At 48.5% G+C, this 24,409-nt stretch carries 21 protein-coding genes; 10 read left to right on the top strand and 11 right to left on the bottom strand.

All coding sequences use genetic code 11. The annotated features are described in order from the left end of the window. Nucleotides 1–196 precede the first annotated feature (196 nt). On the top strand, nucleotides 197–3,097 hold the full coding sequence (locus MHM95_RS10660) for a ligand-binding sensor domain-containing diguanylate cyclase (protein ID WP_239385256.1): 2,901 nt from the start codon (nucleotides 197–199) through the stop codon (nucleotides 3,095–3,097). Here MHM95_RS10660 and MHM95_RS10655 read toward each other — a convergent pair. Then, nucleotides 3,094–5,451: a helicase-related protein gene (locus tag MHM95_RS10655; protein ID WP_239385255.1), complete on the bottom strand. Its 2,358-nt coding sequence runs from the start codon at nucleotides 5,449–5,451 to the stop codon at nucleotides 3,094–3,096. The genes MHM95_RS10660 and MHM95_RS10655 overlap by 4 nt on opposite strands. A 92-nt stretch (nucleotides 5,452–5,543) precedes the next feature. Here MHM95_RS10655 and MHM95_RS10650 point away from each other — a divergent pair, with 92 nt between their 5' ends. The 3 genes from MHM95_RS10650 (at nucleotide 5,544) to MHM95_RS10640 (ending at nucleotide 10,396) form a co-directional block, all read left to right on the top strand. Continuing rightward, nucleotides 5,544–6,374 (top strand): M90 family metallopeptidase, encoded by an 831-nt coding sequence (locus MHM95_RS10650; protein ID WP_239385254.1) that lies wholly within the window; start codon nucleotides 5,544–5,546, stop codon nucleotides 6,372–6,374. A gap of 114 nt (nucleotides 6,375–6,488) precedes the next feature. Then, nucleotides 6,489–9,662, top strand: a complete 3,174-nt coding sequence (locus MHM95_RS10645) for an amidohydrolase family protein (protein WP_239385253.1) — start codon at nucleotides 6,489–6,491, stop codon at nucleotides 9,660–9,662. Between the two features lie 164 nt (nucleotides 9,663–9,826). Beyond that, entirely contained in the window at nucleotides 9,827–10,396 is a 570-nt protein-coding gene (locus MHM95_RS10640) for a hypothetical protein (RefSeq protein WP_239385252.1), read from the top strand. Nucleotides 10,397–10,604: 208 nt separating this feature from the next. Here the strand turns inward: MHM95_RS10640 and MHM95_RS10635 are convergent, their stop codons facing one another. Continuing rightward, a complete protein-coding gene (locus MHM95_RS10635) occupies nucleotides 10,605–11,318 on the bottom strand; it encodes a hypothetical protein (protein ID WP_022945871.1) in 714 nt (237 codons plus the stop codon). Nucleotides 11,319–11,603: 285 nt separating this feature from the next. On the opposite strand from MHM95_RS10635, the gene MHM95_RS10630 reads away from it, so the two are divergent. Further along, nucleotides 11,604–11,978: a septal ring lytic transglycosylase RlpA family protein gene (locus MHM95_RS10630; protein WP_239385251.1), complete on the top strand. Its 375-nt coding sequence runs from the start codon at nucleotides 11,604–11,606 to the stop codon at nucleotides 11,976–11,978. Here the strand turns inward: MHM95_RS10630 and MHM95_RS10625 are convergent. After that, nucleotides 11,975–12,244, bottom strand: coding sequence for an acylphosphatase (locus MHM95_RS10625; protein WP_022945873.1), 270 nt, complete (start codon nucleotides 12,242–12,244; stop codon nucleotides 11,975–11,977). The two genes, MHM95_RS10630 and MHM95_RS10625, sit on opposite strands and share 4 nt — an antisense overlap. Before the next feature lie 42 nt (nucleotides 12,245–12,286). Beyond that, on the bottom strand, nucleotides 12,287–12,730 hold the full coding sequence (locus MHM95_RS10620; RefSeq protein ID WP_152440550.1) for a host attachment family protein: 444 nt from the start codon (nucleotides 12,728–12,730) through the stop codon (nucleotides 12,287–12,289). Nucleotides 12,731–12,980: 250 nt separating this feature from the next. Here MHM95_RS10620 and MHM95_RS10615 point away from each other — a divergent pair, with 250 nt between their 5' ends. Beyond that, a complete protein-coding gene (locus MHM95_RS10615) occupies nucleotides 12,981–13,538 on the top strand; it encodes a DUF1287 domain-containing protein (protein WP_239385449.1) in 558 nt (185 codons plus the stop codon). Nucleotides 13,539–13,588: 50 nt separating this feature from the next. On the opposite strand, the gene MHM95_RS10610 is transcribed toward MHM95_RS10615, so the two are convergent. Beyond that, nucleotides 13,589–13,978: a hypothetical protein gene (locus MHM95_RS10610; RefSeq protein ID WP_239385250.1), complete on the bottom strand. Its 390-nt coding sequence runs from the start codon at nucleotides 13,976–13,978 to the stop codon at nucleotides 13,589–13,591. A gap of 164 nt (nucleotides 13,979–14,142) precedes the next feature. On the opposite strand from MHM95_RS10610, the gene MHM95_RS10605 reads away from it, so the two are divergent. Further along, entirely contained in the window at nucleotides 14,143–14,895 is a 753-nt protein-coding gene (locus MHM95_RS10605) for a Nif3-like dinuclear metal center hexameric protein (protein ID WP_239385249.1), read from the top strand. 6 nt (nucleotides 14,896–14,901) lie between these two features. Here the strand turns inward: MHM95_RS10605 and MHM95_RS10600 are convergent, their stop codons facing one another. The 4 genes from MHM95_RS10600 to MHM95_RS10585 all read right to left on the bottom strand — a co-directional run bounded on the left by MHM95_RS10600 (nucleotide 14,902) and on the right by MHM95_RS10585 (nucleotide 17,971). Then, nucleotides 14,902–15,465 (bottom strand): hypothetical protein, encoded by a 564-nt coding sequence (locus MHM95_RS10600; protein ID WP_239385248.1) that lies wholly within the window; start codon nucleotides 15,463–15,465, stop codon nucleotides 14,902–14,904. Between the two features lie 5 nt (nucleotides 15,466–15,470). Continuing rightward, nucleotides 15,471–16,166 carry a hypothetical protein gene (locus tag MHM95_RS10595; RefSeq protein WP_022945879.1) on the bottom strand — a complete coding sequence of 232 codons (696 nt, stop codon included), beginning with the start codon at nucleotides 16,164–16,166 and terminating at the stop codon, nucleotides 15,471–15,473. 74 nt (nucleotides 16,167–16,240) lie between these two features. Beyond that, a complete protein-coding gene (locus tag MHM95_RS10590) occupies nucleotides 16,241–16,819 on the bottom strand; it encodes a DUF2589 domain-containing protein (protein ID WP_022945880.1) in 579 nt (192 codons plus the stop codon). A 261-nt stretch (nucleotides 16,820–17,080) separates the two neighbouring features. After that, the gene (locus tag MHM95_RS10585) at nucleotides 17,081–17,971 is read right to left on the bottom strand and encodes a LysR family transcriptional regulator (protein ID WP_045978077.1); all 891 of its coding nucleotides are present in this window, start codon (nucleotides 17,969–17,971) and stop codon (nucleotides 17,081–17,083) included. A gap of 299 nt (nucleotides 17,972–18,270) precedes the next feature. On the opposite strand from MHM95_RS10585, the gene metE reads away from it, so the two are divergent. The 3 genes from metE to MHM95_RS10570 all read left to right on the top strand — a co-directional run bounded on the left by metE (nucleotide 18,271) and on the right by MHM95_RS10570 (nucleotide 22,765). Continuing rightward, nucleotides 18,271–20,541: a 5-methyltetrahydropteroyltriglutamate--homocysteine S-methyltransferase gene (gene metE / locus MHM95_RS10580; RefSeq protein ID WP_239385247.1), complete on the top strand. Its 2,271-nt coding sequence runs from the start codon at nucleotides 18,271–18,273 to the stop codon at nucleotides 20,539–20,541. Nucleotides 20,542–20,666: 125 nt separating this feature from the next. After that, entirely contained in the window at nucleotides 20,667–21,710 is a 1,044-nt protein-coding gene (gene pyrC, locus MHM95_RS10575) for a dihydroorotase (RefSeq protein WP_235419641.1), read from the top strand. Between the two features lie 215 nt (nucleotides 21,711–21,925). Next, the gene (locus tag MHM95_RS10570) at nucleotides 21,926–22,765 is read left to right on the top strand and encodes a 2OG-Fe(II) oxygenase family protein (RefSeq protein WP_239385246.1); all 840 of its coding nucleotides are present in this window, start codon (nucleotides 21,926–21,928) and stop codon (nucleotides 22,763–22,765) included. A gap of 32 nt (nucleotides 22,766–22,797) precedes the next feature. Here the strand turns inward: MHM95_RS10570 and MHM95_RS10565 are convergent, their stop codons facing one another. Beyond that, nucleotides 22,798–23,553, bottom strand: coding sequence for a DUF3307 domain-containing protein (locus tag MHM95_RS10565; RefSeq protein WP_239385245.1), 756 nt, complete (start codon nucleotides 23,551–23,553; stop codon nucleotides 22,798–22,800). Beyond that, nucleotides 23,546–24,175: a hypothetical protein gene (locus MHM95_RS10560; protein ID WP_022945886.1), complete on the bottom strand. Its 630-nt coding sequence runs from the start codon at nucleotides 24,173–24,175 to the stop codon at nucleotides 23,546–23,548. The genes MHM95_RS10565 and MHM95_RS10560 overlap by 8 nt, the downstream gene beginning before the upstream one ends. Nucleotides 24,176–24,409: the final 234 nt, after the last annotated feature.

Raw genomic sequence — 24,409 nt, 5'->3', positions numbered from 1 at the left:
TAGCGCCGGTCTACGGCGCTATCTACAGTATCTCTACTAGAGTTTTATATTTAAATTCAAAAGGTTAAGTTTTTATTGATGGGCGTTATAGTGCCTATTGTTATTAGTTGTAAGCGATTTGGCTCAAGCTAATTGTTATTTTATGTGTTTGAAGTAGAATAAAACTTAATAATAAAAAAGACGTAGGCGCGCTGCTGTGAAAATCATCCTTTATTTAGCTATTTCACTGTTAAGCCTAAGCAGTTTCGCCAATCAAGTCCCCAAAAATATTCCTAGTAATGTTCCCCTCAGTCACTATTTTGCCGAAACTTGGGATACCCGTGATGGTTTGCCTCACAACAGTGTCAATGCCCTAGCTCAAACTCCCGATGGTTATGTCTGGGTGGGGACATGGGAAGGTGTTGCCCGTTTTAATGGCCGCACTTTTAAACTTTTTACTCGCGGCGTTCTCACCGGGTTGCCCGATTCAGGGATCCGCAGCCTCAATGTCGATAAAGCGACTCAACAGCTCTATGTAGCTGGCTCTCGGGGTGGGATCAGCGTGGTCGAGCGCGAGCGTTGGCAAGCACTTAAACCGGCACAAACGATGGTGAATTTTGCCGTGCGCAGTGGTGATGGCGCCTTATGGCTGGCGCTAGAAGATGGCGGCTTGGTGCGCAGAACACAACAGAGCGACGAGCAAAATTTGCTGCCTAATGTCAGTGCCTATCAAGTCTTCGAGCAACAAGAAGGGCGAATTTGGGCAGCAACAAATAACGGCCTTTATTACTATGAAGACGGAGCCATGCATAGTGCTGACAGTGATAACAGCGCTATTACCGGCGCCATTTATTCGTTGGCTGAAGACCGTGAAGGGGCGTTATTGGTTGGCACCGAACAGGGTGTATGGCGTTATATGAATAATAAATTTACGTTGCTACATAACGCTCTTGCAGACGATTCTGTGTCGAGTATTTTGGTTGATTTTCGTGGTGACATTTGGCTTGGCACCATCAATCAAGGGGTATTTCGCTTCAGCGACTATGGGCTGGAAAAGTTGGATGCCAATGTTGGCCTACCAAGCAATCGCATTTTATCGCTGCTTGAAGATAATGAGCACAGTATTTGGATTGGCACCAATGGGGGGCTTTTTCGCTTGCGGCAAGCGCCCTTTACCACCGTCAATACCGCACGCGGGCTCTCAGGAGATTATGTGCGCAGTGTGCTTTCACACACTGATGGAGCGCTCTACATTGGTACCAGTAACGGCTTAAACCGCTACACCCAAGGACAGGTGGAACAAATTTCATCTCCCCTGGATGCGCCCATTTCTGTACTTTCACTTACGAGTAGCCAACGTGGTGGTGTGTATGTCGGTACTTATACCAGCGGCTTAATGTATTTTGACGGCCAACGTCTGACAACAGTGATTAACCGGGATACGGGTCTGCCGAGCAACGAAGTAAGGGCCCTTCACGAGCAAGCTGACGGCACGTTATGGATTGGCACTGCGGGTGGCCTTGTGCGTATGAAAAACGCCGAAGAAGTAACAACCTTGACCGATAAGCAAGTTTTGCCCGGTAACTTTATTATGGCGCTAGCGCAAGATAAACAACAGCGACTGTGGATAGGCACCGGGGTCGGTGTTGCTTTTTATCACCAAGGGCAGTTTACCACCTTGCCGTTGCGCGAACATTTCGATGCCGACTACGCATTTGGGTTTTTAGTTCAGGATGATGCGCTGTGGATGGCCACCGATCGCGGGCTGCTCCATTATGATTATCAAAGTCATCGTCTGCGCAAGCTCGGTCGAGAGCAAGGGTTACCGGTTGATAAGCTGTTTGCCGTTGTAAACGATAAGTATGATCACTTGTGGCTTTCCAGTAACCGAGGTGTGATCCGCATAAGTCAAGCTCATGTGATGGCTTCCCTTGATAGTGAGGATGCACAATTAGAATTCACCTTATTTGATGAAGGTGATGGCATGCTTAGCTCACAAGCCAACGGCGGCTCGCAATACCCAGCAGTGCGTCATCATGATGACAGCGTTTGGATTGCGACAGCGCGTGGTGCAGCGGTGGTCGACCCAGCGAAGTTGGTTCGTATGGCCAGTGTCTCACTGCCGGTGAGCATCGAGAGTATTGGTTTTGACGATGAGCAAGGCTTCCTACCTAACCTTGATAAAACGTCATTAACGGTGCCTTCAGAAGCAGACCGTTTATCTATTGCCTATGCCGGTTTAGGCTTTATTATGCCGGAGCGCATTGAGTATCAAACTAAGCTCAAAGGCTTTGATGATAACTGGATAAATCGCGGTAACCTCACACTGACCGAATACACTAATTTACCGCCCGGTAATTACGAGTTTCATGTGCGGGCGCGTTATCCTTATAGCGAATGGCCCGCATCTGCGGCAAGCTTTCATTTCACCATTACCCCTAAGTTTTGGCAAACACTCAGCTTTAAAGTCGCAATGATTGTGGTGTTAGCACTGGCACTATTTACCCTATATCGTTTACGCTTTTTACACCTTAAGCGCAGCGAAGCTCAGTTAAAGCTAAGGGTGCAGGCGCAAACTCGCAGCCTAGCGGAGCAAGCTAAAGCCTTTGAACATCAAGCGACGCATGACCAACTCACCGGGGTGGCGAATCGTCGTGCCTTTGACAAATGGTTGATAGCGCATTTTGAGCAAGCTAAACAGCAACAACAGCCTCTAAGCTTAGCGATCATTGATATTGATCACTTCAAAAACATCAATGATAAATACTCGCACATGGTCGGTGATAAAGTGATCACCGAAGTGGCCAACCTCATTCATCATTGTGCGCCGCAAGAGGCGATGTTTGCTCGCTGGGGTGGGGAGGAGTTCACATTGCTACTGCCAGGGTTCAGTGTACATGAGGCGCAAGTATGCGCCGAGCGTATTCGGGTATTGATATCCGGCCATGATTACTCGGCGCTTGCCGATGGGGTGCATATTACCGTGAGTATTGGCGTTGCCGACAGTCAAGGCGCACAGGACTATGACCGAATGCTTGCCCAAGCGGATAACGCCCTATATCAAGCGAAGCAGGGCGGCAGAAACCAAGTCGTGGTGTACCAAAAGCCAATGCCCTAGCGGATATCCACAAGCTTACTGGCTTTTTTATATTGAATTTTAAGGCCACTCCACGCCGGTAACTCCCAGCGCTTGGGTGGGTCTTTGCGCTCGCCGCTGTGGTAATGGGCGATTAACCGCTTAGCGCGAAAGTGATATTCGATGTTGAGTACCATACTCGGGAGTGTGACTTGCAAGGGAAAGCGCTCATTAAAGTCTTTCGCATGCCAAGGGTCAATGCCCTGATAGTGCAGATCCTCGGCCTCGATTAACTGCAGATCTTCTTGGCTTTGCACACCCAGAGAATGTAAACGCTCAGCGATAAAGGTATCGGCATCCATATCAATGGCTGGTTGTTGATGGTAAGCCTGATACAAATTATGCTGAGCAATAGCCTGCGATATCCGCTCATAGCTGCCGGCGAATAACTGGTTGTCACGCATCAGGGCAACCACGCTGGCGCTTAGATGTTGGCCATCGACGCGCTGATGCCTTGACCCTAACTCGACTCCCGCATAGCTGTGGATAATATCAGCACGAATTTCTCCCTCCGGGCACTGCTCGTCAACATACCAATAACACTGGCCTAAGGTGGTGTCGTAAGGAACAGCTTGGCGCACTTGGGATAATTGCATTGGCGCACACATGGTCGCTAAGGTGTCGGCGTGCTTTTTACCGCGCCCGGCTAAGGAAAATGTTGCCAGTACCAGCGCCGCATTGCTGTTGTGTTGAAGCAGTGAGCTTTTTGCAGGACGCACTTCATCTTCGCCATTGGCGAAGCTGCCACGGCGATTATCGCGTTTTACATAGACACAGTGTGGGTTTAGCTCGGCGATGGCCTCGACTAGGGCGGCATGTTGGTATCGCGCTGCTTTATCGAGCTCTGGCAATTGGTAGGCATGGCGTAAATAGTTGGCATAGGTGCGCGCTTCGCTTAGCGCCTCGCTATTGATAGCGAGTATGTGCTGTGCAGTACCGCCACGGACTACGGCGATATGCAGCGCGAGGTCGCACAGGGCATACTGCTCACCGAGTTGCGCTTGAAGTTGTTCGCACTCACTGCTGCTTGGCGGCGAAAATAGCGCCGCTGGGGTGGCGATGGCGGCGGCCAAGTCAATCATTGCTTGGCGCAATACATTGCTGGGCATGTTGTGGATCAGCATACCTAAATCAGCATCCACAGGAAGTGGGTAAATGGTTTTACCCAACGCCGTGGCCAAGCCGTCTGCGGTTACGGCCCCTAAGCGTTGTAATTTTGTCATCGCTCGTTGCAAAGACGAGCCCGGCGGCGCGGTTAGCAGCGGTAAATTATCCACGGCAATACCGGCGCAAGCACTGGCTAGCACGAGCTCGTCTAATGCTTCACGTTCCACCTCTACCGGCGTGGTGCTGAGTAAGGGCGCATGCTCACCAAATAGGCGAATATACAGCCCAGGTGCAATGCGCCCACAGCGGCCCATACGTTGGCGCATGGAGTCTTGAGCTATGGCGTCAAGGCCGAGTACGGTTTTCCCTTTGCGAAGATGCGTGCGGCGCTCAAGCCCTGAATCGATAACGCATTCGACCCCAGGCACGGTGAGCGAGGTTTCGGCCACGTTAGTGGCAAAAATAATGCGTCGCTGTGGCCCTTGGCGCAGCGCGCGCTGTTGCTCTTGTAACGGGCTGGAACCGTGTAGTGAAATACATTCAGCGGGTAAGTCCTGACAGGCGCTGACGCACGCGGCTATCTCGGCGCGACCAGGTAAAAACACCAAAATATCAGCACCACTGTTATCCAGCGCATAGACACAGGCTTGGCGCACACGGGCCGCTAAATCTTGGGAGCTGGGCATCGCTCTGGCGTCGCTGGCGAAGGTGTAGCTGCTGATAGGGTAGGTACGGCCATGGCTGGTGAGCGCTTTGGTGGTGAGATAAGCGCTTAAAGCACGGTCATCTAAGGTCGCGGAGGTGAGTATCAGGCGGTGCTCGCCATGGTGTTTCAACAGCGCCAACAGTAAATCGGTATCCCAGCGGCGCTCGTGAAACTCATCCAGCATGACCACGTCAAAATCAGCGAACTGTTGCTCGAAAAACCACCTGAGTGCGACCCCAGGGGTGGCAAACACAACCTTGGTTTGGGCCGCCATTTTAGCCTCAAAGCGAATCGCGTAGCCGATGCTTTGTCCTGGTTTTTGCTGGCATTGCTCAGCCAAATAGTTCGCCAACGAGGTGGCAGCGATACGCCGTGGTTGCACAACCAAAACACGCCCTTGTGTGCTTGCCCATAGCGGTAAATTGGTGGACTTACCGCTGCCGGTTGGCGCATGAACAATTACATTTTGCTGCCTAAGTGTTGATAAAAACTGATCTTTTATTGCCTCGATTGGTAATGTCATAGGATACAAATAATGTTGTTTATGCTTGTAGAGGAATTGAAAATTAGCGCCAGTGGTCATATTAACATGTAATAGCGCCAAGGAATTACCCGATGTTAAACCTGATACTGTTGATTTTGCTAATTGTGTTTGTGGTAGCGTATTGGCAATGGGACCATGTCCGCCTCAAGCGCTGGCAGCGACAATACCATGATGCCGGGCTCAGCCAGGAGCAGCAGACTTTTTTGCAGCGGGCTATGCCCATTTATAACGCCATGACCGATGCCGATAGAGCCAAGCTTGAGCGTCATATCTGTTGGTTTTTGGGCGAAAAGCGTTTTCTCGGTCGCGATGGTTTAGAGGTTAATGAGGCGATGAAACTGGTGGTGGCCGCCGATGCCTGCCTGTTGGTGCTCAATAAGCCTTGGCCTTTGTACCCTAATGTTAAAGAAATCTTGCTCTATCCCAGTGCTTATTACGCCAATGTCACCCAGCGTGATGTCGCCGGTTTGGTGAGCTATCATCAAGTGGTGCGTGAGGGCGAGTCGTGGCCCGGTGGCACCTTGGTGCTCAGCTGGCACGATGTGCTCGAGGGCAATCGCCTCCCGGAAGATGGCCATAACTTGGTGTTTCACGAATTTGCACACCAGTTAGATCAGGTAACAGGCAGCACCAATGGTACGCCGCAGCTAGCAAATAAGGCTGCATATCAACGCTGGGGCGAGGTGTTCTCGCGCGCCTTTACCAAGCTAAAAAGCCATGTTGCTTACAATATGCCCCATGTAATGCACAGCTACGGGGCCACCAATGAGGCTGAGTTTTTTGCTGTGGCCACCGAAACTTTTATCGAAAAACCCATGGCGATGCGGCAGTTTGATGCTGAGCTATTTCATATCCTCAAAGATTATTACCAATTCGACCCCAGTGACTGGCAAAAAGCCTAGCCGCTTGGCCAGTCTGTCTTTGATTTTTGCCCATTAGCCTAATCTTGCTTTCCCTTTGCGTTGGTTTTTGCTTAAGTAAGGGCGATAACTCATAAAATAATAAGAGACCCACAGATGAAGACTCCACTATACAGTGCCTTGGCACTGGCGGTTTCGCTGGCATTTCCCGTCAGCGCCGAGCAAGAAGAAAAACAACAATGGCAAGTAGATAAGCCTCAGGGTGAATTTGTTGATGCCAATATCAACGTCACTCAAGGTACCTGGATGAATGTCGATGTCAGCCCCGACGGCCAGACCTTAGTATTTGATTTGCTTGGTGATATTTACACCATGCCGATAAGCGGTGGAGAGGCGACACAGTTGACCTCAGATATTGGCTGGCAAATGCAGCCTCGCTTTAGCCCAGATGGCAAACATATTGCGTTCACCTCAGATCAAGGCGGCGGCGACAATATCTGGATTATGAACATCGATGGCTCGGAGCAAACGCAGGTGACCAAGGAGTCATTTCGCTTGCTTAACAGCCCAGCATGGAGCCCCGATGGCGATTTTATAGTTGCCCGTAAGCACTTTACTGCAAGCCGTTCATTGGGTGCCGGGGAAGTATGGATGTATCACAAAGCCGGTGGCTCGGGCGTACAGCTAACAGAGCGCCCCAATGATCAGAAAGACTTAGGCGAACCCGCATTCTCACCGGATGGCCGCTATGTATATTTCTCACAGGATGCCACCCCAGGTAAAACCTTCCATTACTCCAAAGACTCGGTACAGGGCATCTACAAAATTAAGCGCTATGACCGGGAAACAGGTGAGATAGAAACCATTTTAAGCGGCCCCGGTGGTGCAATCCGTCCCACGCCTTCTCCCGATGGCAAAACGTTGGCCTACATTAAGCGTGATGATTTTCAAAGCACCCTGTATTTATACGATTTAGAGTCGGGCAAAGAAACCAAGCTGTACGATAAGCTTGAGCGTGATATGCAAGAGACTTGGGCAATTCACGGGGTTTATCCTAGCATGGCTTGGACGCCTGACAACGAGTCATTGGTGTTTTGGGCCGGGGGTAAAATCCACAAGCTTGATGTGCAAAGTGGCGAGAGTTCAGAAATCGCTTTTGCAGTAAACACCAGTAAATCTATCCAAAAAGCGGTGCGTGTAACCCAGCAGTTAGACTCCTCAGAATTTGACGTAAAAATGCTGCGCAATGTGCAGGTATCACCCGATGGTGAAACCGCCATTTTTGAGGCCATGGGTCATATTTACAAGCGCGACCTTGAATCAGGTAAAGTGCAGCGCCTAACACGCCAAGACGATCATTTTGAATTCTTCCCGACCTTCTCTCGCGACGGTAAAAAGATTGCCTATGTCACCTGGGATGACGAAAAACAAGGCAGTGTTCGCGTGGTTTCGGCGCGTTCAGGTCGCGGTGATACGCTGACCTCTCAGCCGGGTAAATACATCGAGCCGGCGTTCAGTCCCGACGGAGAAACCGTGGTATTTAGAAAGTCTTCGGGTAGCAGTTTACTTGCCCCGCAGTGGTCGTTGAAAGCAGGTATCTACGCAGTGGATAGTGATGGTGATGAGCAGCCAGAGCTTATTACTGAACACGGCTATCAGCCACAGTTTGGTAAAGCCAACGACCGTATCTATGTGATGAGCCCGTGGCCAAAACCAACTTTTAGTGTGGTTGAGCTGGAAAGTAAAAAAATCCGCAAACTGTACGAGTCTGAGCATGCCACTGAGTTTCGTATTTCCCCAAATGGAGAGTACTTGGCGTTTGCTGAGCGTTTTAAAGTGTTCGTGACGCCTTTTGTTGAACGTGGCAAAACCATTAATATCGGCCCTAAAGACAGCCAGTTCCCAATAGAGCAGTTATCTGTGCGTGCTGGTGAAAATATCAGTTGGAGTGGTGCAAGTGATAGACTTTACTGGAGTTTAGGGCCCGAGCTTTATCATGCCTCACTGGCGGGTATTTTTAATATTCAAAGCGATGAGAACGCCGACTTTAAAGTAGACAGTGGCGATAATATTGGTTTTAAACAAACCATGGCAGAGCCACAGGGCATGATAGCGCTGGTGGGAGCAAAAGTGATCACTATGCAGGGCGATAAAGTCATTGATAATGGCGTGGTGCTGACCGATGGTAAGCACATCAAAGCGGTTGGCAGTCAAGACCAGGTAGAGATTCCACAAAATGCTGAAGTGATTGATGTCAGTGGTAAAACCATTATGCCGGGGATCATCGATGCGCACGCGCATGGCGCTCAAGGCAGTGACGAAATTATTCCTGAGCAAAACTGGAAAAACCTAGCCGGTTTATCCCTGGGAGTCACCACGATTCACGACCCCAGCAACGACACCACGGAAATTTTCGCTGCCAGTGAGATGCAAAAGGCCGGTAAAATCGTTGCACCACGTATTTTCTCCACAGGGACCATTCTATACGGAGCAAACATGCCGGGGTATACCTCCCATGTTGACTCCCTTGATGATGCGAAATTCCACCTTCAGCGCCTGCAGAAAGTCGGTGCGTTTAGTGTGAAGTCGTACAACCAACCACGTCGCGATCAGCGCCAACAAGTGATTGCCGCCGGTCGAGAGCTTGGTATGATGGTTGTCCCTGAAGGGGGTTCTCTGTTGCAGCATAATCTGACCATGGTGGTTGATGGCCACACCACGATTGAGCACTCCATTCCGGTTGCCAATATTTATGATGATATTCGCCAGTTATGGTCGCAAAGTGATGTTGCCTACACCCCTACGTTGGGCGTGGCTTATGGCGGTATCTGGGGGGAGAACTACTGGTACGATAAAACCGATGTGTGGAATCATCCACGGTTAAGTAAATTTGTGCCCAAGAATCAGTTGCTCCCGAGAGCGATGCGCCGTACCAAGGCGCCCGATCATCACTACAATCACTTTAACAATGCGCGGGTTGCAGCACAGTTGCAAGACCAAGGGGTGCTGGTCAATGTTGGCGCGCATGGTCAACGTGAAGGCTTGGCGGCACACTGGGAAATGTGGATGTTTGCACAAGGCGGCATGAGTCCGTTAGAGGTGATCCGCACAGCCACCATAGATCCGGCGAAAACCTTAGGTCTAGAAAATAACCTGGGCTCGCTAGAAGCAGGCAAGTTAGCGGATCTCATCGTCATTGATGGCGACATTCTAAGTGATATTCGTCAAAGCGATAAGGTACGTTACACCATGATCAATGGACGTTTGTTTGATGCTGCAACCATGAACGAAGTCGGCGAGCCGGCACGTGATCCGCTGCACTTCGAATAAGCCCTGTCGCAGCAATGCTACTTGAGCCCGTCATCGACGGGCTTTTTTGTGGGTATCGCGTCGCTGCAGATAAGCAAACAGTGCTGTGGGTTACAAAGTGACTGGAGAGTTGTCTCTGTATTAACTACACTGCTAACAGAACCCACAGGGAAGGACAAGCCAAGATGAAACGCTTCACTATCACAGCTATCTTGCTACTCATTGGTGGCTGCGCGCAACAGCCCCGCTCAGATGATGTTAATGTACTCACCAAGGCGTGTGTTGGTAGCACAGCACTGCCAGCGCAGTGGCAAGGCCAGTTTCGCGCGGTCGACAACCCCGAACTGCTGCAATCGGCGCTGGGTGAGCCACAACAAGGAAAGCTCTGCCAAGGTCAGGTGTATGAAAGCACACAGCCTGCGGCAGTGATTTTGTACCGCGCGTATAACAGCACGAATCCAAATAGCCGCTTCGGGAGCTGGTGGGCTTGGGCAAAACCCAGTGGCACGGTCAGCGAATATCGCGCCAACTATGAAATTTGCTACCAATGGTCGCCGTTAGATAAATTAGTACGCTGTGAGCTTAAACCCGGCGTACAAGTAGTGGTGGGCAATGGCCAAAGTGCACAATGCTCTGAGTATTTACGCTATGACGTATCGGCGGTGCAGCAAGTTTTCATAGCCGATGCCGATGACGCTGTGCACAATTGCAGTGATTTCAATGCTGTAATGCAGTGGCAGCCGATACAAAGGTAAGGGGTCATAATAAAGGGAAAAGGATAACATCAGGCTAGAGTATAGGTCTTGGTTGTTATCCTTTTTCTAACAAAAGACATGTATTATTTATTTAAAATGAGAGTTTATTTTTAAATTAACAATACTGGAGTCTTTAATTATTTAACCCACAATAAAACCCAAGTAATAGCTATTATAAATGGGTCGAAGTTGAGATTTTTTGGTGCTGTTATGATGCAAAGCCTCTTTCAATATCACGGAATGTCCATTGTCCTTTAGCGTCGGCAATATCAATAAGCTCACAGGCTTTTTTGTTCCATGCGGCGAGACAAGCAATGTAGTTGGTTAGTTGATAGTAGGCGCGATCTGGGGCATCAGGGCGAATTCGTGATACCGAGTAAGCAGAGTAGGTCGCACCGCTGCCAAGCCAGGTGACGATGGATGAAGCAACGCCTCCACCTGGCACAACAAAGCCTGCGGTGGTGGTCACTAGACCCAAAATAGTCGCCGCTTTTTCAACACCGTGTCCTGCTTTGGTAATGTCGTCACTGAGAATAGGGTGTAATAACGCGAGCAGGTTAGTGGCTTGCGGTTGGTGGCTCGCTACGGCAACATCGTCGGAGGTTTTTGGAGCATTGCCAGGTGCCGAGCTGCCGCCGCGCATAGCTGGCAATAAGGTGTTAAAAGCTTTCTGACTGTTATTACTGGCGGAGAAGGTCACTGATTGCGTACTTAAGCCTCCGGCTTTTACGCGCTTTTGATCTTTAGGTGTAATAGTGGATTTGTAGGTGCGTTGCAAGCGACGATAAACAGCAGCGCTGCACTGAGTCATCTGTATCGCTAATGCGGCTTGGTCTTTAAATTCTCGGCCTATGGCACGTTCAGCCAGCTTAGTTAACTGGGCTTTTTTCTTTTGCACCAGTTGTCCCACGATAATATCCATAAAATATATCCTTATACAAATATAAAACGCGATGAATATTACCATGAGTTTATGGGGGTGGATATTTAAATTGTTAGCTATTTTATTCTCGTTTTATTAAGTTGGCCTTGTCTCTATATTTGACCGTTGCGTTGCGACAGCCTAAGTAAGTCGGGGTCATTGCGTATCGAGCTTCATACAACAGTACCTGAGGAGTATCACCAGTGCGCTCAGTTTGCTGGCGATACATGCTTAGTTCACGTTTTGACTATTACACTGAGCGTTTCGTAGCAAGGAGAGAGCAGTATGTTCAGAAGTGTCATTGCCGTGGTGTTATTAGTTGTTTTATCAGGCTGCGCCAATCACTTGCCTGCTGAAAAAGGAGCTGTGCAGCAGGGTCTCGCGTCTTATTATCATGATAAGTACCATGGGCGCACTACCGCTAGCGGCGAGCGTTTTGAGCAAACAGCTCTGAGTGCAGCCCACCGTAACCTTCCTTTCGGTAGCAAAGTAAAAGTCACCAATATCAATAATGGGCGCTCAGTTGTAGTACGGATAAATGACAGAGGCCCGTTTGTTTCAGGGCGCATCATAGACTTGAGCCGTCGCGCATTTAAGCACATCAGCAATTTGTCTGCCGGCGTGATTGCCATAGAGGTAGAAGTGCTCAGTGAGCCCTAAGCGGTGGTAAACTCACTATAACCCTGTACATCAACCTCCTTGTGGTTGAGCTGCTCAACGTGAGCCGTTTGCGGGCCCTGCTCTAACCAAGTAAGTAAGGAAGTTAATGCTGCCTTATCCCCCTCTGCGTGGACTTCAACGCGACCATCATCAAGATTTTTGGCGTAACCAGCAATATTGAGAGCCTGTGCTTGGCGGGCAGTGTTAGCACGGAAATACACGCCCTGAACTTTGCCACTTACCCAAGCTCGAAATGCGTATGTCATCATCTCTCCTCAAAAAAGGCGGCTACGCCGCCTAACAAATCATTAATGAACTTTCTTAAGGTAGTCTAGAATTTGTCCCTCATTAGCGCCAATCACATCTTTAGCGAGGGTCTTATCGATCAGTTCAGTGGTGTGCTTATTGAGCTCACCGCGTAGCTTGCCTAAAAAGCCCGACTCAGCAATCAGTTCGATACGATATACTTTGTCGTTTTTACGTTTGTCGTCAAGCCACTTGGCAATATCTGCGGCGAAGCGTTGCGCTTCTATATCAACCGCATCTTTTCGGCTCATGGCATCGACACCTTGCACTTGCTTTGCCGGGGCGCTTTGACGGCCCGCACGGTCAGTATAAATATCTTGCTCGTCTGAGCGAGCGAAGGGGTTTGACCAATGGGCTTGTAGCTCCAACTCGGTGGAATGATTACGTAAGGCAAAAATTTGTGCTTCACTGTGGTTGGCAACCACCACATAAGAACGACCAATCATATCAATCTCCTTTTTTGCGAGCCAAAAACTTGGCCCTTACTATAGAGCTTGGAATGGATGGGGAGTTTTTCAACCCTAGGAAGTAAAGATTGTTGTTTTTCTCCGGCTGTGTTCAACTTAAACTGATTTATGAATAACTTAGCCCTTTAATGAGATGTGGGTGCCGATACATGGCATACACTTAGGAGAGAGAATGACAGGGAAACGAGGTACAGGGAGTTGGCTTTTTGGGGCCGCGCTCATCATAGCCATGCCGGTTGCGGCAGAGCCAAGCTTCAGTGAGCGGTTAGTCAGTGCCGCTAACGAGCGGACTCAAGCGGACGTGACCTATGATGGTCGCTATATTGCTATTGATTACTCAGGGGGGGATGTACCTGCTGGGATTGGTGTATGTACGGATGTAGTGATACGCAGTTATCGAGCCTTAGGCATCGATCTGCAGCAGTTGGTGCATGAGGATATGGAGCGTAACTTTGATGCCTATCCATCCCACAGAATTTGGGGGTTAACTCGCCCGGACAGCAATATTGACCATCGTCGCGTGCCAAATTTACGTGCTTTTTTTACTCGTCACGGACAGAGTCTGAGAGTGAGTGATAACGGTAACAATTATAAACCCGGTGATATTGTTTCATGGATGCTACCAGGAAACTTGCCGCATATTGGTATTGTCAGCGAGCAACGCAATGAGCTGGGACAGCCTTTAATTATTCATAATATTGGCGCTGGCCCGCAAGTGACAGATATTCTTTTTCAGTATCCTATTACCGGTCATTATCGCTATGGTGGTGACGGCCTTGCTGAATAACGAGCACAAAAAAAGCCGCTCTTGAGCGGCTTTTCTTTATTATTGAAAGCTTACACTACGCCGCGAGGTAGGCGACAGTCGTGATCTTTCTCTGCCAGTTGCTTAATCCAAAGCTCTTCTGCGGTGTAACCTTCTTCATTAGGTTTAGCCACAGTGAATGCTGCTTTCTTCTCAGCTGGTTTTGCCTTAGGAGCGGCTTTCTTAGTCGTTGTTTTCTTGCTCGTTTTGGCCGGTGCTTTGGTCTCTGCTTTGGCGACTTCTTCTGTTTTACCAGAAGTGAGTTCTTCAGTTAGCGCAGCTACATCGGCAAGGCGCATGTTCTTTCCGCCGTCAATGCTATACCAGCCAGGCTTAGTGGTGATTTCTGGCTTTTTGCCATGGGCTGCTTCATAGGCAGCTTCAAAAGCAGCTAACACTTCTGTTTTGTCTAGTTTACTCATCAAAAGGTCCTAGTCGTTAACGCAGGTTAATTTTATTACAAGTTTATAGTTATACCCATTTGCGCCGAGTTTTTCAATTTTTTGTGCCTAAACACCGAATTTTCTTTATTTTTACCGGTGTTCACGGGACAATTTGGGAATATTTGTGGTTAACAGGGGGTAATATGCACCGTAAAGAGCTCGCACAGATCCTTGAACAAACATTAATGGCACAGCCAATCAAAGATTTTTGCCCCAATGGGCTGCAGGTTGAAGGGCGTGCGCACATCAATAAGGTGGTCACGGGTGTGACTGCGAGTCAGGCGCTGGTTGATAAAGCCGTGGCCCTCGAAGCTGATGCATTAATTGTTCATCATGGCTATTTTTGGAAGGGTGAATCACAAGCCATTACCGGCATGAAAAAGCGCCGCATTGAGGCGCTGCTCAGCGCCGGTATCAATCTGTTTGCGTATCATTTGCCTTTGGATATCCACCCCCAACTAGGCAACAATGCGCAGCTAGCACAGTTGTTGGATATTGAAATTCAAGGGCCCATGGAAAGTGGTCCAAGTAGTGTGCCGGTGTGGGGGCGTTTGCGCACGCCGCTGTCTGGGCAGGCTTTTGCTGATAAAATTGCCAATGTCTTATCCCGAACGCCGCTGGCTTCTGTGGTACGCGATGAGGTGATTGAAACTGTTGGTTTGTGCACCGGCGGTGGGCAAGGCTATATAGATTTGGCGGCGAGTCTGGGACTGGATGCGTATCTAACCGGGGAGGCTTCGGAGCAAACTATTCACAGCTCCCGAGAGCAAGGAGTGGATTTCTTCGCAGCTGGGCACCATGCCACTGAGCGCTATGGCGCCAAAGCCCTAGGTAAATTTTTAGCGCGTGAGCATCATCTAGATGTCACCTTTATCGATATTGATAATCCAGTATAGCGACGGCTATTGCTGCGCCAGCATGTTGTGCAACAATTGCTGCAAGAGATAGCGGCGGTCGGTGGCGCTGTAGCGTGCCTGCAGATATAAAAACATGGTTTGGGTGTCTGTGTGCTCTCCTAATGTTTGCCAGATACTATCAAGATAGTGAGTTGTTAAGGTCTCGGGAATGGGCAGCGGCTGCTTGGCAAACCCCAAGGCAAGCAGCTGCGCGAGTTTATCATTGGCTTCACTAAAGTGTTGCTCAATGCGTTGCAGCTCCTCATTGAGTTGCTGTTCTGCCTTACTCAAGGTGGCGGCAACGAAAGCCCGCTTGCCTTTACGTTTACTGCGACTATGGCTTTGTACGGATGGATCTTGATAGCCATCGTCGCAGGCTTCAATCAGCCCGCGCAATGAACTCAGGGCACTGACTAAAGGGCTGCGCAAAGGTGCTAGCTTGACTTCCGTATCTTTCAGCCATTGCGCAGCATCAACAACATAGCTGGACTCCTGCGCCAGGTATTTGTCACTGAGTGCGGGTAACAACATTAATTGTGTGATAATGGTTTCTTTGAGAACGGATTGCATGGCCGTTACTCCGGCATCAGTTTATTCTTGGTCTGGCCGTTCTCAAGGCCTGTGGCCCATTCTAAGCCCTCTTCACGAATGGTAATGTTAAGACGGATGCTGTTCTGAGGTGTGGCGGTTTCTTTTACCTCGGAGCTGACCACGCTGGTTTTTATCGCAGGTGGAGTGGAGCGCGATTTTAAGGCGATAGCGGAAACATTGTGACGCACCTGCTTATTCACCGCACTGAGACGCTCAAATGGTACTTCTTTATCGGAGCCGCTTTTTTTCAGGGCTTTTTGAAAGGCTTCGTCAACGGCTCTGACCATACTCTCTTTGCTGATCCGCACATCTCCGTTACGTTGGCGCTCTGTTACTTTATCCAATGCGGCACGGGCTTCTCTGTCGAAATTGTGTTGAAAGCTTTTCGTACGACTGAGAATATCTTCGTCATCGAGTGCTTGGTTAAAGTGGCTCATCAAGGCTTTGTGAACATTGGCGGGGCTGTCTAATTCGGCATTTTTAGCCGGAATGTGCTGATTAATGGTCAGTGGCATATCTATGGTCAGCTCAGGGACGCGCACCCGAGGTAGACTCATGCCCTCAAGTAAGGGGTGATCTTTGTAATATTCGGCTACGGCGGCTGTTTCTTCATCGGCAAGGCGGCGTGCGTGCACTAAGCTTATCATCAGCGATCCTAGCACCTCACTTAATTCACTCATGGCGTTTCCCTCTTGGTGAGTTGGATAAGGGGGCGCAGCCTAAGGCTTTGCCCCCTATGTTAGTTAATGTGGCGTTATGCCGCCGATTCCACTTCAGTGATGGAGTTCTCTAAAATGCCTAACAGTTTCTCCGTTCCTGCTGGAAGCTCGTCTTGAACAGCACGAACATTAACAGACAGGCTGTAGGTACGCTCAATTTTCGATGAGCTTGAGCTCGACTTCTTGTACGAGTAGCTGGCGCTGAGTTTAGCTGATACTGGACCCCAGCCCGCTTTCACCGAGAGCTTACTATTGAGCTCATGAGAGGAGGAAGTACTGGACTCCTGCACTGAGTTTATCTTTGCGTTAAAAGCAATAGTGGTCTCTTCAACGCGAATAAATGGAATAGGTAACATGGTTAAGATGGGTACGGTAAGGTCGAATTTCTTCGGCTCTGTGCCGGTCACATTACCATCGCCATCTCGGGTTTCTACGGCCTTCATATAACTGAAGGTGATCATGGTGGGTTCATTGCTGTCAGCGTCAAAGCCGACAGATTTTATAAAATCTACCGAGGTCTGAGCCGATTGCGCTTGAGCGCGTACCACAGCATCAAGGGGGCCGCCAATCATAGATTTAAAATCAATACTCGATAGTTCGTCGCCAATAGCCATACAAATTCTCCTTTTTTTACGGCGCGGTTGAGGCTCGAGTTACACTGCCTACTCGAGATAGGTGTGTATAAAAAACACACAAGATTTATAGTGTATAAAAGGCAAGAGTGATAGTTGGTTTGTTAACTTTATTTTTACCTTTGTCCCTGTTAATTTCTAAGTTGTTCTTTTTAAGGGACTAAAGTGAAGGAGCAGTTGAAATGGTCAGAGCAGTGCGTCTGTGTGCAATGGGGCCAATTGATCAATCAGCCCCAGCTTTTGCTATTTACGCGTGTTATTTTGTTTACAGGTATTCAAGAAGTGGCGATAGACAGGGTTATCTTTCATTTCTTTTTTCATGGCCAAGTACATGGGGCGATTAAGACCTAGTGCACCAAGGGGAATAGATTTTATTAACCCTTGCGCTTCATAGGGGGTAACAAGCCAATCAGGTAGCGCAGCAACACCCATGCCGGCGCTCACTAATTGGAAAATAAGCAAGCCCTGATCCACGCTTTTCAAGGTGCCATCAAAACGCGCATTTTGGATAAAGTGTTTGAAAATATCTTGGCGCTCGCGAGGAATAGGGTAGGAGATAATGGTTTCGTCTTTTAAATCCAGCGCCGTGACATAGGCTTTATTAGCCAGCTCATGGTCGGGGGCAACGATCAGCTTGAGCTTAAAATCGAATAAATGCACGTACTCTAGGCGCTCTGGGTCACGTATATCCGAGGTTAATACCAGATCTAAATCGCCCTCAAGCAGCTCAGGGATAGCGTCGTAACTAAAACCACGTTCGTAGTCCACATGAATGTCGGGCCAAAAGTTATTAAATTCTTTAATTGTCGGTAATAACCAGTGAAAACAGGCGTGGCACTCGACGCTCAAGCGTAATTGCGAGATTGGCTGATTTAAGCTCTCTTTCAAACGGCATTTCGCCGCTTCAACTTTTGGTAGTACATCATGCGCAAGCTCTAATAGCAGCATGCCTTGTGGAGTAAATCGCACCGGATGGGTTTTACGCTCAAACAATTGGCAATCGAGTTTGTTTTCTAAGTCTTTGATTTGATGAGAAAGTGCAGATTGAGTTAAAAACAGCTCACGTGCGGTATTCACTAAAGAGCCGGTCTCTTTCAAGGTGGAAATAGTCTTGAGGTGTTTTATATCTATCATCTTTAGTAAATCTCATAAAAATTGTGAGCGGTGCTCAACGTGAATACAGTTTACTGCATCATAATAGACATTTCAAAGTCTAGACGTCCATAAATAATGTATAAAATGTAAACGTAAAGCTAACCATAGATAAATTCCACTATAGCAATAAAAATGACAGCGGTGTCATCTAATTTGGCATTTCCTTATAATTTTTAGCTATGAATAAAATTCACATTAATGGTGAGAAAGCTGCGGTTGCACAGTGAGGGTGAGAAATCTAATGTTTAGCCATCTATATAGCTAAATGGAGTTTTGTTATGGCATTAATACATAATCTTGGTTTCCCTCGAATCGGCAAGCAGCGGGCGCTTAAATTTGCCCTTGAGGCATACTGGGCAGGCACCATCGATCAGTCCACATTGCGAGCAAAAGGGGCTGAGATACGTAAGCAAAATTGGGCTTTGCAAGCACAGGCCGGTGTTGAGTTGCTCCCCGTTGGTGATTTTGCATGGTATGACCATGTGCTCGCTACCACGGTGATGGTCGGAGCCGTGCCAGCGCGTCATCACAGCGCAGATAGCAACCCCCTCGATACCTTATTTCGTATTGCTCGTGGGCGAGCGCCCTCAGGGTGTGCCTGTGCCGCCAGTGAAATGACCAAATGGTTCGATACCAACTATCATTATATTGTGCCGGAGCTCAGCGCCGAGCAGCGCTTTTCGCTGACTGATTCAGAGTTATTTACCCATGTCAGTGAAGCACAGCAACTAGGCCATACACCAAAGCCCGTGCTTATCGGCCCGGTGACCTATTTATACTTAGCCAAATGCGCCGATGAACCTTTTGACAAACTTGCGCTATTACCTCAGTTACTTGAGGTGTATCAGCAGATATTGGACAAACTTGCAGCGCAACAGGTTCAGTGGGTGCAAATTGATGAGCCTATTCTCGCCCTGGAATTGGATGATGCTTATCGCCAAGCCTTGAAAGACAGTTTTACGAGTTTATCTGGCCACGGGGTGAAGCTGCTATTGGCCACTTACTTTGATGATGTCAGCCATCATCTTGATGATATTCAAGATTACGCCATCGACGGAGTACATTTTGATTGGCTGGCGAGCACGGTGGATATACAGGCTTTAGATAAGGCCGTAGGCAATGAGCGAGTGTTGTCCTTAGGGGTTGTTAATGGACGTAACGTTTGGCGTGCGGATTTATCCTCGTTGCATGCACAATTACATCCTATTGCTGAGCAGCGGGGCGAGATGTTGTGGATAGCCCCTTCATGTTCATTGCTTCACACTCCGGTAGATTTACAGCAGGAGCAGCAGCTCGACAGTGAACTAAAAAGCTGGTTGGCTTTTGCAACACAAAAGTGTCAAGAGCTGCAACTGTTACGTCATGCACTGCATAGCAGCGACACCACTGCTATTGATCGCTACAGTGCTGCGGTTAAGGCTCGGCAGAGCTCAACGCGAGTGAATAACAAGAGGGTGCAACAAAGCGTTGCGGCGCTCAGTGCGCAAGACGCACAGCGACAAAGTGCGTTTTCTAAGCGGGCTAAGACCCAGCGTCAAGCCTTGCAACTGCCACTATTACCGACCACCACTATCGGCTCTTTTCCGCAGACCCAAGCTATTCGCCAAGCGCGGCGGGATTTTAAAAATGGTACTTTAGACTCCCAGGCGTATCACACGCAAATGGAAGCTGAAATTCGCTACGTCATTGAAGAGCAACAAGCGCTTGGTTTGGACGTACTGGTGCATGGCGAAGCTGAGCGTAACGATATGGTCGAGTATTTTGGTGAACTGCTTGAGGGCGTATCCTTTACTCAGTTTGGCTGGGTGCAAAGCTACGGCTCCCGCTGTGTGAAGCCACCGATCATTTGGGGTGATGTGGCCCGTTCGCAACCAATGACTGTGCATTGGAGCCGCTATGCGCAGTCAATTACAAAAAAACCAGTGAAGGGCATGTTAACTGGGCCAGTGACGATTCTATCTTGGTCTTTTGTCCGTGATGACTTAGACAACCCCACTATCGCCAAGCAAATCGCGGTAGCGCTGCGTGACGAGGTTGTGGATTTGCAAAATGCGGGCATTGGCATTATTCAAATTGATGAGCCTGCTTTTCGTGAGCGCATGCTGTTAAAAACAAGTCATTGGCAAGATTACTTGGATTGGGCGACTTATGCATTTCGCGTCGCTGCAAGCGGTGCCGAGGATAAAACTCAGATTCATACCCACATGTGTTACAGTGAATTCAATGATATTATTGGCGCTATTGCTGATATGGATGCCGATGTCATCACCATTGAAACGTCCCGTTCTCATATGGAGTTACTGAACGCCTTTGAACACTTTGATTACCCCAATGAAATAGGGCCGGGTGTGTATGATATTCACACTCCTAATGTGCCCGATGTTGCGTCGATAAAGACCTTAGTCCACAAAGCTGCACAGAAAATACCTGTTGAGCGATTATGGGTTAACCCTGACTGCGGTTTGAAAACGCGGCAATGGCAAGAAACCCGAGCCGCGCTTTATAACATGGTAGAGGCCGCAAAGGAGTTACGACAAGAGCTGAACTAAATTAAGGTCACTGTGGCGGGGTAGGCCCAGGCACCCCCGCTCAGCCTAGGTATTACCCCGCAGATTGCTTTACTTTCCCTTGTATCCCCCCTAAGATCACACAAATTTTTCAGTGGATAAGAGCAATGACAAGTACCCCGCAACGTATTACCCTCACTCGTCCTGACGATTGGCACATTCACCTACGCGATGGTGAACAGCTAAAAGATACCGTGCGTGATGCGAGCCGCTATATTGGCCGCGCGATTATTATGCCTAACCTAGTGCCACCTGCGACCTGTACCGAGACGGCATTAGCCTATCGTGAACGGATCATGGCGGCAGGTCCTAGCGCGCAATTTGAACCATTAATGGTACTTTATCTCACTGATAACACCACGCCTGAAGAAATTCGCAAAGCGAAAGCCAGCGGTAAAATTGTCGCGGCTAAATTGTATCCTGCTGGCGCGACCACCAACTCGGCTTCAGGAGTGACGGATGTTGAAAACATCTATCCTGTGCTTGAGGCAATGCAAGAAGTCGGCATGCTGCTTTTGGTGCATGGTGAGGTGACCGACTCCAGCATCGATATTTTTGACCGTGAAAAAGTGTTTATCGAAACCAAACTGAAAAAAGTGGTCTCTGATTTCCCTGAATTGAAAGTGGTGCTCGAGCACATTACTACCCGCGATGCCGTGGAGTTTGTACGCTCAGCATCAACCAATGTGGCAGCTACGATCACGGCTCATCACCTACTATATAACCGTAATCATATGTTGGCTGGTGGAATTCGTCCGCATTACTATTGTTTACCGATTCTTAAGCGTAATACCCATCAACAAGCCTTGATTGAAGCGGCTACCAGTGGCAGCGCGAAATTCTTTATGGGCACCGATTCGGCACCGCATTTAAAAGATAAAAAAGAAGCATCCTGTGGCTGCGCCGGCGCCTATACCGCCCATGCTTCATTAGAGCTATATGCAGAAGCGTTTGAGCAAGCCGATGCGATGGAAAAACTAGAAGGCTTTGCCAGTCATTTTGGTCCTGACTTTTACGGCCTTGCGCGTAACAGCGATACTATTACGTTGGTACGTGAACCCTGGCAAGTGCCCGAAAGTTATCCACTTGCCGATGACAAAGTGATCCCTATCTGCGCCGGTGAAACACTTAACTGGCAGGTTAAGGACTAAGAGTTTAGAGCCCGGTTTGATACCGGGCTTTTTATTGGCTATCCGGGCAAGCAATGTCAGCTGCGCTGTTACTTTGATCTGCGTCAATAGCCGCTTCGCTGAGACGGCTCTGCGGACAATTGTCCTTATGAATTATGGTGGCTTTGACTAAGCTCTGGCGCTAAAATTAAGCATGTTTTCGTGCTTAGCGCTACAACGAACAGGTGAAATTTACCATGCACTTACCTACAGTGGACTATCAGTCGCCCAACGCTCCTGCTGAATTTGTCGAGTCTCTTCGCAATACCGGCTTTGGGGTATTGACGAACCATCCGATCCCGCAGTCTTTAGTGGAATCAATTTATGAAAATTGGCAGACTTTTTTCAACTCTGAGCAAAAGCACGAGTTTTTATATGATAAGACTACACAAGACGGATACTTTCCACCGGAAGTAAGTGAAGTAGCCAAAGGCTTCAATGTTAAAGACATTAAAGAGTATTACCACGTTTACCCTAAAGGTCGCGTCCCGGCACAACTAGAAGAGCAAATTCGTGAGTATTACCGACTTGCTAATGAGTTTGCTAGCGAGCTATTGAGCTGGGTGCAGGCGCACGCACCAGAAGAAGTACAAAAACGTTTCTCCATTGATCTTAAAGACATGATCAAGGACTCTGAGCAAACTTTACTGCGTATACTTCATTATCCGCCAATGACCGGTGACGAAGAGCCGGGTGCTATTCGCGCGGCGGCGCATGGCGATATTAACCTATTAACGGTTTTACCTGCAGCGAACGAGCCTGGCTTACAGGTGCAAACTAAAGAGGGTGGTTGGTTAGATGTGCCAAGTGACTTCGGTAATCTGATCATCAACATTGGTGATATGCTGCAAGAAGCATCAGGTGATTACTTCCCGTCGACCATTCACCGCGTTATTAACCCGACGGGGAAAGCGTCAACGAAATCACGTATTTCACTGCCACTGTTTTTGCATCCGCGCCCGGATGTGGTGCTCTCCGAGCGCTATACAGCAGATAGCTACTTACAAGAGCGCTTACGAGAGCTTGGTGTAAAGTAATTAGAAAAAGCCCGCATTAGCGGGCTTTTTCATTATAGGGTGTTTAACAAAGCGCGGGTCGCGAGGCCGATGGCCAATGTTAAGGTGACACTTAATAAGGTGCCCAGCATCACGTATTCGGTCAGGTGCTTTTCTTTGCTATTGGTCAAATCGCCAAAGCGAAACACCGATTTAGCCGCTAACACAAAACCGACACCAGCGAGTTCATCAATCAGTACAAAGGTGAGCATCAGCACGCGCTCAAGTACGCCAATACTATGACCCGCCTGTGGCAGCTGTTGCTCATTATGGCTACAAGGTAGCTGCCAGCGTTCCAATAACATGCGAATAGCCACGGAGCAGGGGTTTAAAACCAATGCATAGGCAAGCAGCGTAACCCATAATGATTGTCTACTCAGCCCCTGACTCGCCCATTGAGTGAGGGTATCTGCATCACTGAGCCACAGGCACAGCGAAATGATCACCATTATGTGTGCGAACTGATCAACCACAAAGGGTATAATACCGCCTCGAGTATAGGACTTTCCTACATCAATGAGCCAATGGCTGAGCATAATACTCAACGTAGCCAGCAACACGCCCGGCCACTCACCCAAGCCGTAAATGTGCTCCCACGCAATAAGCACGGTGGCCGATAGCACGCCGTGAACTAACACATGCAGTGCTAATTTGCTTGATTTATAGTGGTAAGTGTTGCGATTGTGCACCCAGTGCATTGGTTGCAAATAAAAATCGGCAATAAAGTGCGCTAATAATAGCGCCAATAGAAGTGCTATTTGCTCATCCATAAGCATGTTCCTTTGCGGCTACGGCTATAAATTCATCAACGAGGTGGTAGTTGCCAGCGTTAAGTAGCTTGGTGGCGTTTTCTCTTGAAGTTTCAAGCTCTTTGGCTATGGTTGCATGGTCATTATTACGTAACCAATGGTACAAATACAAGGCTTGTGCTTGTTTGGCACTGGTGTGACTGATCAGGTTATCTATAAAGCGAATATTCAATACAAAACTTGGGCTCATGTCTATTTGGTGTAGACTAAGGCGAAGACGCATATTTTTTATATTATCTAAGCCCGTCCCCGAGAGGAGTAGCGCTGGACCGGTGGCGGTTTTTATGTCTTTGCGGTAGTTATCTATCGGGCCCCATGCCTCACTAATGCGTGCGTCCAGAGCTCGGGCACGTAAAAACAACCGCAGCATAATGCTGGCTAGCAAAGGGGTGGGGCTTTGGCTAAGAATACACTGGAAGGCATCACCGCGATAAATGCTAAAGTCGCCATCGAAGCGTTCACAGATAGCGCGTAGCCCTTGCTCTAGGCTATATAATGCATTGTCATAGTCGTCACTGCTTAGCTTACGAGAGTCGACGAGATCACCGCTTAACACAGTGTAATAAGAAGGTGTTTGGGGCATAAAGGAACTCTCAGTGGTTACATTCTGTTAAGTAACTAATTAAAGTTACATGTACTTAGGTAACTCAATATAGTTACATAAACCCGTTGATGCAAGGAAACACATGCAAGTTGAGCGGTAAGTCAGATGGCAGGAATTATTTATTCTATTATTCTCGATTGATGGAACTAATGAATTCATATATGCTGATGTCTTAGCTATCCTGCTAGAATTAAGAAAAGACCAATAAAAACA

It is taken from the genome of Pseudoalteromonas sp. CnMc7-15 (genome assembly GCF_022347925.1).
Classification (GTDB): Bacteria; Pseudomonadota; Gammaproteobacteria; order Enterobacterales; family Alteromonadaceae; genus Pseudoalteromonas; species Pseudoalteromonas ruthenica.
Note: the sequence above shows the minus strand (reverse complement) of the source record. Positions and strands in the feature narration are given on the sequence as shown.

Bases quoted from the DNA above. Each gene is read 5' to 3' on its own strand.
- MHM95_RS10560 (WP_022945886.1), bottom strand. From the start codon at position 24,175: ATGCCCCAAACACCTTCTTATTACACTGTGTTAAGCGGTGATCTCGTC.
- MHM95_RS10630 (WP_239385251.1), top strand. From the start codon at position 11,604: ATGTTCAGAAGTGTCATTGCCGTGGTGTTATTAGTTGTTTTATCAGGC.
- MHM95_RS10605 (WP_239385249.1), top strand. From the start codon at position 14,143: ATGCACCGTAAAGAGCTCGCACAGATCCTTGAACAAACATTAATGGCA.
- MHM95_RS10565 (WP_239385245.1), bottom strand. From the start codon at position 23,553: ATGGATGAGCAAATAGCACTTCTATTGGCGCTATTATTAGCGCACTTT.
- MHM95_RS10645 (WP_239385253.1), top strand. From the start codon at position 6,489: ATGAAGACTCCACTATACAGTGCCTTGGCACTGGCGGTTTCGCTGGCA.
- MHM95_RS10640 (WP_239385252.1), top strand. From the start codon at position 9,827: ATGAAACGCTTCACTATCACAGCTATCTTGCTACTCATTGGTGGCTGC.
- MHM95_RS10570 (WP_239385246.1), top strand. From the start codon at position 21,926: ATGCACTTACCTACAGTGGACTATCAGTCGCCCAACGCTCCTGCTGAA.
- MHM95_RS10585 (WP_045978077.1), bottom strand. From the start codon at position 17,971: ATGATAGATATAAAACACCTCAAGACTATTTCCACCTTGAAAGAGACC.
- MHM95_RS10595 (WP_022945879.1), bottom strand. From the start codon at position 16,166: ATGAGTGAATTAAGTGAGGTGCTAGGATCGCTGATGATAAGCTTAGTG.
- MHM95_RS10635 (WP_022945871.1), bottom strand. From the start codon at position 11,318: ATGGATATTATCGTGGGACAACTGGTGCAAAAGAAAAAAGCCCAGTTA.
- MHM95_RS10600 (WP_239385248.1), bottom strand. From the start codon at position 15,465: ATGCAATCCGTTCTCAAAGAAACCATTATCACACAATTAATGTTGTTA.
- pyrC (WP_235419641.1), top strand. From the start codon at position 20,667: ATGACAAGTACCCCGCAACGTATTACCCTCACTCGTCCTGACGATTGG.
- MHM95_RS10655 (WP_239385255.1), bottom strand. From the start codon at position 5,451: ATGACATTACCAATCGAGGCAATAAAAGATCAGTTTTTATCAACACTT.
- MHM95_RS10625 (WP_022945873.1), bottom strand. From the start codon at position 12,244: ATGACATACGCATTTCGAGCTTGGGTAAGTGGCAAAGTTCAGGGCGTG.
- MHM95_RS10650 (WP_239385254.1), top strand. From the start codon at position 5,544: ATGTTAAACCTGATACTGTTGATTTTGCTAATTGTGTTTGTGGTAGCG.
- metE (WP_239385247.1), top strand. From the start codon at position 18,271: ATGGCATTAATACATAATCTTGGTTTCCCTCGAATCGGCAAGCAGCGG.
- MHM95_RS10615 (WP_239385449.1), top strand. From the start codon at position 12,981: ATGCCGGTTGCGGCAGAGCCAAGCTTCAGTGAGCGGTTAGTCAGTGCC.
- MHM95_RS10620 (WP_152440550.1), bottom strand. From the start codon at position 12,730: ATGATTGGTCGTTCTTATGTGGTGGTTGCCAACCACAGTGAAGCACAA.
- MHM95_RS10590 (WP_022945880.1), bottom strand. From the start codon at position 16,819: ATGGCTATTGGCGACGAACTATCGAGTATTGATTTTAAATCTATGATT.
- MHM95_RS10610 (WP_239385250.1), bottom strand. From the start codon at position 13,978: ATGAGTAAACTAGACAAAACAGAAGTGTTAGCTGCTTTTGAAGCTGCC.